Below are 10,888 nucleotides of genomic sequence, written 5' to 3'. Positions count from 1 at the left end.
CGTAACCAAGGTACTTTGCAAATTTTTCGCACCAATGCGCAGTTAAAAGCCGTTGAAAAAGACATGGCGTTACTAGAAGAGAGTGGTACTCAGTTTAAACTGCTTGATGCCGAGCAGTGTCTTAAACAAGAACCAGGCCTTGAGAACATGCTTGGCGACTTAGTTGGAGGGCTTTACCTCCCTGATGACCAAACCGGTGATTGCTACCTATTCTGTCAACACCTACAACAAATGGCACAGCAAGCCGGCGTTAAGTTTCTATTTAATACAGATATAGATGCGTTGATCACCACAAAGCAAAATGTAGTGGGTGTTCAAACCTCACAGGGCGTAATCAATGCCGACCATTATGTCGTTGCATTAGGCAGTTACTCTAAATCCATATTGAGCCCAATTGGTATAGACATTCCGGTTTACCCAGTTAAAGGCTACTCACTTACGCTACCTGTAATCAACGAACATCAAGCACCAAGATCAACCATTATGGATGAAACATATAAGGTCGCACTCACTCGTTTTGACCAAAGAATCAGAGTCGCAGGTACTGCCGAACTTGCGGGATTTGATCCCAGTTTACCTACTAAGCGTTTGGCAACGCTAAAACACGTAGTCAGCAACTTATTTCCTCAAGGGGTTGATTTTTCGCAAGCTGACTACTGGACAGGATTCCGCCCAATGACGCCAGACGGTACACCGATTATAGGTAACACTCACTATACAAACCTCTACACCAATACAGGGCACGGAACCTTAGGTTGGACAATGGCCTGTGGCTCAGCAGATATATTAACTGAGTTAGTTGCTTCTAATGGTGAGAAAAGAATCTCAGAGCTTAGTGTCAATAGGTATGCTAACCAATCAGAGGGATCATAGCTTACCAAACGCCGATACAATCTTCTTAATCAAGTCTCATCTACAACATTACTATTAGACAAATGGCATATTTATCCAACAAATAAACAACCAATGAAGAAACCATCAACAGCAGAATAGTATCCATTTTGTCCTACACAAATATTACCAATTGCTAAAATTTAACAATTCATTAGCATTTTGTGTTTCACATCACGCCAATCAATCCCAATAGACAAATTAGTTAACAATTGCATTACAGATAGGTTAATATCCTGTTCACAAAACAACCATTAGAAAACTAAACAGGGAAAAATACTTATGCAGTCATTCGTTGATTTTCTGAATGGAATTATCTGGAGCCCGGTATTGATTTATCTTTGCCTTGGTGCTGGTTTGTTCTATTCAATCATGACTCGATTTGTTCAAGTTCGTCACTTTAGCGAAATGTGGCGTTTACTTCTTTCAGGGAAGAGCTCTACTAAGGGTATCTCGTCTTTCCAAGCACTTGCAGTGTCACTTTCTGGCCGTGTAGGTACAGGTAACATTGCAGGTGTTGCAGCGGCCATCGGTTTTGGTGGTCCGGGTGCCGTATTCTGGATGTGGGTTGTTGCCTTCTTTGGTGCTGCAACCGCTTACGCAGAATCAACCTTGGCGCAAATATATAAAGAAGAAGACGAAGGCGAATTCCGCGGTGGCCCGGCTTATTACATCGAAAAAGCAATGGGTCAAACTTGGTACGCTTGGATCTTCGCTATTGCGACTATCTTCGCCTGTGGTTTCTTACTACCGGGTGTTCAGTCAAACAGTATCGGCAATGCTGTTGAAGCAGCGTTTGGCTCTGGTGAAATGATTGAAACAGCAATCGGCACATTCAGCTTTGCTAAGATTTTCACCGGTACGTTGATCTCAGTGATTCTAGCGTTCATCATCTTCGGTGGCGTTAAACGTATTGCAAACTTCACACAGATTGTTGTTCCTTTTATGGCGCTAGCTTACATCGTAACAGCGTTCATTATCATCCTACTCAACATCGGTGAAGTGCCTCGCGTATTTTCTATGATCATCGGCGATGCCTTTACACCAATGGCTGGTGTGGGTGCGGCTATCGGTTGGGGTGTAAAACGTGGTGTTTACTCTAACGAAGCAGGTCAAGGTACTGGTCCTCACGCAGCGGCAGCCGCAAGTGTTGATCACCCAGCGCAGCAAGGTCTAGTCCAGTCGTTCTCTATCTACATTGATACACTTCTAGTATGTTCAGCAACGGCGTTTATGATCATCATTACTGGTGCATATAACGTTCACGGTGCTGATGGCTTCCTGGTGCAGAACGTTGCAGCAGATATCGCAGCTAACGGTCCTGTGTTCACACAGATGGCGATTGAAAGTGCACTACCAGGCATTGGTAAACCGTTCATTGCGGTCGCATTATTCTTCTTCGCATTTACTACGATTCTTGCTTACTACTACATTGCCGAAACCAACGTTGCTTACATTCGCCGTCACGTAAAAGTTAATGGTCTAATGTTCCTGCTAAAAGTAGCGCTAATCGCAGTTGTGTTCTATGGCACAGTCAAGACCGCTAACCTAGCGTGGGCGATGGGTGACGTAGGTGTAGGTCTAATGGCATGGTTGAACATCGTAGGTATTCTGATCATCTTCTTTATGTCTAAACCAGCACTTAAAGCGCTAAAAGACTACGAAGAGCAACAGAAACAAGGTGTGACTGAGTACACATTCAACCCAGTGAAGCTTGGTATTAAAGGCGCAGATTACTGGGAAGATAAATACCGTCGTAAGACAGGTCAAACACCACAGGCGGATGCTGAAGAAACTAAGCCAGTTGAACAGCCTTCAACCTAGTAAAAGATAAGCAAACGCAGTGGTAAATAAAAAGGGGTTAGCCAATGGCTAACCCCTTTCATCTTATCGTTCCCAATTTTGCCAAACTAATTGGCGTAAGCAGATGATGCTTCAGGCGCACCACCCGCTTATATCTTGTTATGCCGCTACCTGTTCTAAAGGCATTTCTTGCGCTGGTTTTTTCTCACCAATTGGTAAAACTGTGCGGCCATATTCATTGTTTAGCACCTGAGCCATAGCAAAGTAGATCGCACTCGCACCACAGAAGATACCTTCAATCCCCGCAATCGTACCGATGAACTCACTACCCGTAAAATCACGCGCCGCTAGCAAGAAGAACAGAATAGTGAGTGAACCGAACACCACTTGCTTCGCTACTGGGTAGCATAGTGAACCGATGAACATGAAGCCAGTAAAGATACCCCATAGCGCCAAGTACCAGCCCATAAAGCTCGCTGGGCTAGCCGGTAATCCCATATATGGCATAACAATGAGACCAACTAGTGTTAGCCAGAAAAGACCGTAAGAGGTAAACGCCGTAGTACCAAAGGTATCACCACGCTTAAAGCACATCATGCCAACAAGTACCTGACTAAGACCACCGTAGAAGATACCCATCGCTAGAATCATAGAGTCGATTGGGAAAAAACCTGCATTGTGGATGTTAAGCAGGATGGTAGTCATACCGAAACCCATTAGACCTAACGGAGCTGGGTTGGCTAGTTTTGTTGACATTATGCACACCATTAAAAAAAGTTAGTAAAATTTACGCGCAAATTTTAATGACGTTTAATTAAAAAGATAGTGTACGGAATCGCAATCTTAGGTTGTCAAAATCGTGCATTAAGCAACTTGGCGCCTATATATGCCGATTCAACAGCAAATAGCCTCAACTTCGCCAAACCGCGCCAGTCACAATTCAAATTTACGATACCAACTGACATTAAATACTGATAGAACTCTCTATATTTGAAGCGCAAAAAAGCCAGTCCGAAGACTGGCTTTGATGGTTTTTCTAATCAGAGAGGATTATTCCCACTCGATTGTCGCTGGTGGCTTACCTGATATGTCATAAACCACACGAGAAATACCGTCAACTTCGTTGATGATGCGGTTCGAAACCTTACCGAGGAAGTCATATGGTAGGTGTGCCCAGTGCGCGGTCATAAAGTCGATCGTTTCTACTGCACGTAGAGAAACAACCCAATCATACTTACGGCCATCGCCCATTACACCTACAGAGCGAACTGGTAGGAATACCGTGAACGCCTGAGATACCTTGTTGTATAGGTCAGCTGCGTGTAGCTCTTCAATGAAGATAGCATCAGCGCGACGTAGCAAGTCACAGTACTCTTTCTTGATCTCACCAAGAACACGAACACCAAGACCTGGTCCTGGGAATGGGTGGCGGTAAAGCATGTTGTAAGGCAAGCCTAGCTCTAGACCAATCTTACGTACTTCATCTTTGAACAGCTCGCGTAGCGGCTCAACAAGGCCCATTTCCATATCGTCTGGCAAACCGCCAACATTATGGTGAGACTTGATGACATGCGCTTTACCTGTCTTAGATGCTGCTGACTCGATAACGTCTGGGTAGATAGTGCCCTGAGCAAGCCATTTAGCATTTTTCAGCTTCTTAGACTCTTCATCAAATACATCTACGAATACGTGACCAATGGTCTTACGCTTCTCTTCTGGGTCAGACTTACCTTCGAGAGCCGCAAGGAAGCGATCTTCCGCGTCTACTTTGATGATGTTTAGGCCAAACTTATCGCCAAACATATCCATTACTTGCTGGCCTTCATTCAAACGAAGTAGACCGTTATCAACGAACACACACGTTAGTTTGTCGCCAATTGCACGGTGAACTAGCATCGCAACAACCGATGAATCAACACCACCAGAAAGGCCTAGGATAACTTCGTCATCGCCAACCTGCTCTTTGATACGTGCAACAGCATCTTCGATAATAGATTCTGAAGTCCATAGGCGCTCACAACCACATACGCCAAGAACAAAGTTCTCTAGCATTTGTAGACCGTTCTTCGTGTGCGTTACTTCTGGGTGGAACTGAACGCCGAAGTATTTCTTCTCTTCGTTTGCCATCGCAGCGTAAGGACAAGTGTCTGTCTCACCTACTTTTACGAAGCCTTGAGGAATCTCAACAACTTTGTCACCGTGGCTCATCCATACGTCTTGTGACGCTTCAAGATCTTTAAATAGCGATGATTCGCCAGAAACTTGTACTGCTGCGTAACCGAACTCACGCTCATCAGAAGTAGAAACTTTACCACCTAGCTGCTCTGCCATAGTCTGCATGCCGTAACATACGCCAAGAACAGGAACACCAGAGTCAAATACATATTGAGGCGCGCGAGGAGAGTTGTCCTCTGTCACGCTTTCTGGACCACCAGATAGGATGATGCCATCTGGGTTGAAATCGCGAATATCCGCTTCTTCTACATCCCAGCTCCATAGTTCACAGTAAACGCCGATTTCACGAACACGACGCGCGACAAGTTGAGTGTACTGAGAACCGAAGTCCAAGATCAGAATACGTTGGTCATGGATATTTTTAGTCATTTTGAGCAGTCTTCTTTATATTTGGTGGATGAGTGCCTAAATTCGACACTCATAGCTTTAAATAATATTTCGTCACGGTTAAATCATAACCGTAAGAGTAAACCTGTCATTTTTCGGAAATCCTCAAAGCTGAATCAGCAAAGAGATTTTTGAAAAATTAACCTAGGCGGTAGTTTGGCGCTTCTTTTGTGATTTGAACGTCATGTACATGAGACTCTTTCATGCCAGCGCCAGAGATACGTACAAATTCTGCTTTAGTACGCATATCTTCAACTGTTGCACTGCCAGTTAGACCCATGCTCGAACGTAGACCACCCATCTGTTGGTGAACGATCTCTTTCAGGCGACCTTTATATGCGATACGACCTTCGATGCCTTCTGGTACAAGCTTGTCTGCTGCGTTATCAGACTGGAAGTAACGGTCAGAAGAACCTTGAGACATAGCACCAAGAGAGCCCATGCCACGGTAAGCTTTGTATGAACGACCGTTGTAAAGAATGACTTCACCCGGTGCTTCTTCCGTACCAGCAAACATAGAACCAACCATCACAACTGATGCGCCAGCAACGATTGCTTTACAAATATCACCTGAGAAACGGATACCACCGTCAGCGATAACTGGAATACCGTACTCGTTAGCCACTTCTGCAGCATCTGCAATAGCTGTTACTTGAGGAACACCTACACCAGTAACGATACGAGTCGTACAGATAGAACCAGGGCCGATACCTACTTTCACTGCGCTTACGCCAGCTTCGATAAGTGCTTTAGCGCCAGCACCTGTCGCAACGTTACCACCGATGATGTCTAGATCTGGGTATGCTGCGCGAGTTTCACGGATGCGGTTTAGTACACCTTCAGAGTGACCATGTGAAGAGTCGATAAGTAGAACGTCAACACCTGCTTCAACTAGAGCTTTAACACGCTCTTCGTTACCCGCGCCAGCGCCAACCGCTGCACCTACACGTAGACGGCCTTGGTCATCTTTACATGCGTTTGGCTTACGCTCTGCTTTATGGAAATCTTTTGCAGTGATCATACCGGTTAGTTGGAACTCATCATTCACAACCAGTACTTTTTCAACACGTGCTTTGTGCATCTTCTCTTGAACTTCTTCACGTGTCGCACCTTCTTTAACCGCTGCTAGGCGATCCTTTGGTGTCATTACCGCTTCAACTTTCTTCGAAAGATCCGTTACGAAGCGAACGTCACGACCTGTGATGATGCCAACCAACTCGTTGTTGTCAGTTACAACAGGGAAACCTGCAAAACCATGCTTTTCAGTAAGTGCAACAACGTCTGCGATAGTCGCATCAGGGTTTACTGTTACAGGGTGAGAAACCACGCCCGCTTCGTAAATTTTAACCTGGTGAACCATTTCCGCTTGCTGCTCAATCGACATATTCTTGTGGATAAAGCCAATGCCACCCTCTTGCGCTAGTGCAATTGCTAGACGCGCTTCAGTTACAGTGTCCATAGACGCTGAAATCATTGGGATGTTTAGGGTGATGTTCTTAGTAAGCTGAGTGCGAAGATCAGCTGTGTTTGGGAGAACGGTGGAGTGTGCTGGCACAAGGAGTACGTCATCGAATGTCAGCGCTTCTTTGGCAATTCTTAGCATTTGCAATATCTCACAATTAGAGGAGTAAAAAGAAAAATCCAATCTCATCGTTTCGCATAATGAGGGCAGTAAGCGAAGCTGCTTGGCTGCATTTGGATTAGATATTGCGGACGGATTATACGGCTAACGAAATCGGTTGGCTACACATTTTTCTACTTTTTATTTGCATTTACCCCCTTGCTATGTATTATATTGCCGCTAATTTCCATACCCACGCCCACGGAATTAGCTGTGTCTTCTCTGACCAATCAAAACATTTTCACCGTTTCTCGTCTTAATGCCGAAGTTCGTCTGTTACTAGAAAATGAAATGGGTATTGTTTGGTTAGTGGGAGAAATTTCTAACTTTTCCGCGCCTGTTTCTGGTCATTGGTACCTCACTCTTAAAGACTCTCGCGCTCAAGTTAAATGTGCCATGTTCCGTGGTAACAATCGTCGCGTTACGTTCAAGCCACAAAACGGCAATCAAGTATTAGTTAAAGCGCGCTTATCACTTTATGAGCCTCGTGGTGACTACCAGTTGATCATAGAGAGCATGCAGCCAGAAGGCGACGGCAGACTTCAACAGCAGTTTGATGAACTGAAAATGAAGCTAGCAGGCGAAGGCCTGTTCGCACAAACCAGCAAAAAGCCCTTGCCAGAACACCCTAAGTGCGTCGGTATTGTCACCTCAAAAACCGGGGCGGCGCTGTTTGATATCCTCGATGTACTGAAACGACGCGACCCTTCTCTCCCTGTCGTCATCTATCCGACCATGGTTCAAGGTGAAGAAGCTGCGATTCAGATTGCTCAAGCAATTGGTTGTGCCAACAGCCGTAATGAGTGTGACGTGCTAATCGTAGGCCGCGGTGGTGGTTCGTTAGAAGATTTATGGTGCTTTAACAACGAGATCCTTGCTCGCACTATTGCAGCTAGCCAGATCCCAATCATCAGTGCAGTAGGCCATGAGATTGACGTTACCATTGCAGACTTTGTCGCTGACATGCGTGCCCCTACACCTTCCGCTGCAGCCGAACTAGTTAGCCGAGATAACAGCCATAAAGATCAAGCGCTTCAATCTCGTCAACACAAGCTCGTTAGCGCAATGCGCTATTACCTTACTGAGCAAAAGCAAACGTCAGCTTCGCTTTTACACCGTATTGAACGCAGACATCCTAGCTATCAACTGCAACGTCAAAGTCAACAGTTGGACGAGCTTGAAGCAAAACTAAACCGCGCTATGGGTCAGTTCATTGCAACTCGCAATCAGAAGATCGAGCGTCAACAACACCGAATTCAGCTCAACTCTCCGTTCAAACGCCTTGCAGAACAAAAAGCCTCGTTGCAAAGCCTAGAGCAGAAGTTGCTCGATGCAATGGATAGAAAAGTGCTTAATACACGTCACCAACTCGCGATGGCTGCAGAAAAGCTCGATACCGTAAGTCCACTGGCAACCTTGAAGCGCGGCTACTCTATAACACAAACCGAGCAAGGTACCGTGGTTAGCCAGACGTCACAAATAAAAACAGGTGACACTCTGGTCACCCGCTTATCTGATGGTAAAGTTCGGTCAACAGTGATCTAAAAGAGCGAGATCACTGAAATAATAGAGAGCTGAAGAGCTTCTAGCTTGGATGAAATTCGAAGCGAATACGAGATTTAGACTTGAGCTCATTACAACTATTGCAAAAGTAATTCGCAGCCCCGCATGCTTGAAGCTTTTCTAGCTCGGCTTCGCAATCAGGACAAAAACCCACCTTGATATAGTTCTCGTCACAAGCAGAGCAATGATATTTGCCATTCCACTCTAATTCATCTTCACATACGGGGCATGTATTCTCGTTCATAACCTACTCTTAAATAGAATCTTAAATCTTACTGACACTCACTGTAATTATCTGTAGCTAACATGCCATGATCTTTATCATAACGTTGACCAGTTCCACTTTTCACCTACAAGCGATAAACTCAGCAAAAGGTACAAGATCAAAGCCTGATCGTCGGCAAAATCCAAAGTGATCAGCGATCCGCCCTAAAAAGAACATTTATATAACCACACACCGAAAGCATAAGTTACATGTGCTGTTTTTGAATTTTAAACAATATAAAAGACCAAACTGGCAATTAAAGGTCGACTATTTAGCATTTAATAAAAAGATCAGAATCCCTTATGCAGGTTTTACATCGGTGTGCATTTCAATATTCTGCTCATCGATTTGGCTTAAAGTGACCTCAATTGTACGATACGCGCCTAATGAACTTACATGCGTGCCACCACACGGAATGACTGCTTTTTCGCCTTCTTGTAAATCACACTGCCAGTAGCGCGAATCTGTTAATGCGTCCCCTTTACACTCGACTATAACGTCTGATTTAAGTTCTAGCCATTGGATCAACTGTTGGTTAACCTGGGCTTCAATTCGCGCTAGGTTCGCTAGCATATCTGCGCTGTTTAAGCCGCGTTTACGCAGTGTTTTACCTAATCGATAGGTGTCGAGGCACTTGTCAGGGCTGACAAAGCTAGTGACTTGAGCATAGCTATTAAAATCATAGTTACCGTGAGGGTCTTTACGATCGGCATCTTTACGCCAGTAGCCTTGCTCTACCAGTACTTTATTTAACGCTAAGTACGAGAGATGACCTGCACTATGACCTCGGCTCAAGGAGTGTTGGTGCGCTTCATCGACCTTTAGCGTCACTTGCTGCCCTAACTCAAAACCAGACCAATCTGCTGCCATGCAGTGAACGACAACAAACGCCCAGCCCGGCTCATCACGTTTTACAGGAATTGCACTGCCGACATAAAGCTCTCCACTCGCCAGCTCTATCGCCCCTACTTGGCAGTCCAATACATCTTGGTCATTGATAGTGCCTTTATCTGCTGGATGATCCGGCCAAATATGGCTAACAGGGTGAAACGGCGTCACATCAGTAACAAGGTGAAAGAAATCTCCACCTAACTGAGCGTATTGGATAGTTGCATCAAGCTGCCAAGTCTGGTGGCAAAACTGCGTAATTGTTGGGGTGATCTTCACTTGCTCATCCTTCCAGTATAAAAAAAGCGCCGAGTTAACTGGGCGCTTTTATCTCAATCGATGTTTCTTAGTTGGCTAAGAAATGCTACTTCTTACGATTTTTCATCATGCTCATCAAGCGTTTACGTTTACGCTCTTGAGACATGGTCATTTTATTTGATTTACCCTCAAATGGGTTATCGCTGCTTTGGAACTGAATACGAATTGGTGTACCCATGATTTCCAACGACTTACGGTAGTAGTTCATCAGATAGCGTTTGTACGAATCTGGGAGTTCATTGACCTGGTTACCGTGAATCACAACGATTGGTGGGTTATAACCACCTGCGTGCGCGTACTTAAGTTTAACACGACGACCGCGAACAAGTGGTGGCTGGTGATCATCGGTTGCCATTTTCATGATACGGGTCAGAACTGAAGTACCGACACGTGTCGTTGCCGACTTGTAAGCCTCTTGAACCGATTCAAATAGGTGACCAACACCGGTACCGTGAAGCGCTGAAATAAAGTGGATACGGGCAAAATCAACAAAGCCTAGACGACGATCAAGCTCTTTCTTAACATGCTCTTTCACGTCCATATCTAGACCATCCCACTTGTTCACTGCAATAACAATTGAGCGACCCGCGTTCAGAGCAAAACCAAGTAAGCTTAGGTCTTGGTCTGAGATGTTTTCACGCGCATCAATAACCAATAGAACAACGTTGGCGTCTTCTACCGCTTTAAGCGTTTTAACAACCGAGAACTTCTCAACGGTTTCGTTAATACGCTTACGACGACGTACACCTGCTGTGTCAATCAGAACGTACTCACGACCATCACGCTCCATTGGGATGTAGATGGAGTCACGAGTCGTGCCTGGCATATCATAAACAACCACACGCTCTTCACCTAAGATACGGTTAGTTAACGTTGATTTACCGACGTTCGGACGACCGATAATTGCCAGTTTGATC

At 45.1% G+C, this 10,888-nt stretch carries 9 protein-coding genes; 3 read left to right on the top strand and 6 right to left on the bottom strand.

Features of this window, described 5'->3' with window-relative positions:
* Both QTO00_RS07615 and QTO00_RS07610 read left to right on the top strand, forming a co-directional pair.
* Window positions 1-873 (top strand): D-amino acid dehydrogenase (locus QTO00_RS07615; RefSeq protein ID WP_331424048.1); only part of this gene is annotated, 873 nt, incomplete at its 5' end.
* Window positions 874-1,173: 300 nt separating this feature from the next.
* Window positions 1,174-2,715 (top strand): alanine/glycine:cation symporter family protein, encoded by a 1,542-nt coding sequence (locus tag QTO00_RS07610; protein WP_331424046.1) that lies wholly within the window; start codon window positions 1,174-1,176, stop codon window positions 2,713-2,715.
* Window positions 2,716-2,853: 138 nt separating this feature from the next.
* Here the strand turns inward: QTO00_RS07610 and QTO00_RS07605 are convergent, their stop codons facing one another.
* The 3 genes from QTO00_RS07605 to guaB all read right to left on the bottom strand — a co-directional run bounded on the left by QTO00_RS07605 (window position 2,854) and on the right by guaB (window position 6,919).
* A complete protein-coding gene (locus QTO00_RS07605) occupies window positions 2,854-3,450 on the bottom strand; it encodes an acetate uptake transporter (RefSeq protein ID WP_038205879.1) in 597 nt (198 codons plus the stop codon).
* 294 nt (window positions 3,451-3,744) lie between these two features.
* A complete protein-coding gene (gene guaA / locus QTO00_RS07600) occupies window positions 3,745-5,298 on the bottom strand; it encodes a glutamine-hydrolyzing GMP synthase (RefSeq protein ID WP_038205881.1) in 1,554 nt (517 codons plus the stop codon).
* Between the two features lie 157 nt (window positions 5,299-5,455).
* Window positions 5,456-6,919 carry an IMP dehydrogenase gene (gene guaB / locus QTO00_RS07595; protein ID WP_331424045.1) on the bottom strand — a complete coding sequence of 488 codons (1,464 nt, stop codon included), beginning with the start codon at window positions 6,917-6,919 and terminating at the stop codon, window positions 5,456-5,458.
* A 231-nt stretch (window positions 6,920-7,150) separates the two neighbouring features.
* Between guaB and xseA the strand changes: the two genes are divergently transcribed.
* Window positions 7,151-8,482: an exodeoxyribonuclease VII large subunit gene (gene xseA, locus QTO00_RS07590; protein WP_331424044.1), complete on the top strand. Its 1,332-nt coding sequence runs from the start codon at window positions 7,151-7,153 to the stop codon at window positions 8,480-8,482.
* Window positions 8,483-8,522: 40 nt separating this feature from the next.
* On the opposite strand, the gene QTO00_RS07585 is transcribed toward xseA, so the two are convergent.
* The 3 genes from QTO00_RS07585 to der all read right to left on the bottom strand — a co-directional run.
* Complete coding sequence (locus tag QTO00_RS07585) at window positions 8,523-8,744, bottom strand: zinc ribbon domain-containing protein (RefSeq protein WP_331424043.1); 222 nt, start codon at window positions 8,742-8,744, stop codon at window positions 8,523-8,525.
* Window positions 8,745-9,065: 321 nt separating this feature from the next.
* Window positions 9,066-9,932 carry an alanyl-tRNA editing protein gene (locus QTO00_RS07580; RefSeq protein ID WP_331424042.1) on the bottom strand — a complete coding sequence of 289 codons (867 nt, stop codon included), beginning with the start codon at window positions 9,930-9,932 and terminating at the stop codon, window positions 9,066-9,068.
* A gap of 85 nt (window positions 9,933-10,017) precedes the next feature.
* On the bottom strand, window positions 10,018-10,888 hold an 871-nt coding region (gene der, locus QTO00_RS07575; protein ID WP_331424040.1), incomplete at its 5' end, for a ribosome biogenesis GTPase Der.

The organism is Vibrio sp. M260118, assembly GCF_036533755.1.
Lineage (GTDB): Bacteria > Pseudomonadota > Gammaproteobacteria > Enterobacterales > Vibrionaceae > Vibrio.
This window is presented reverse-complemented; position numbering and strand designations above follow the sequence as displayed.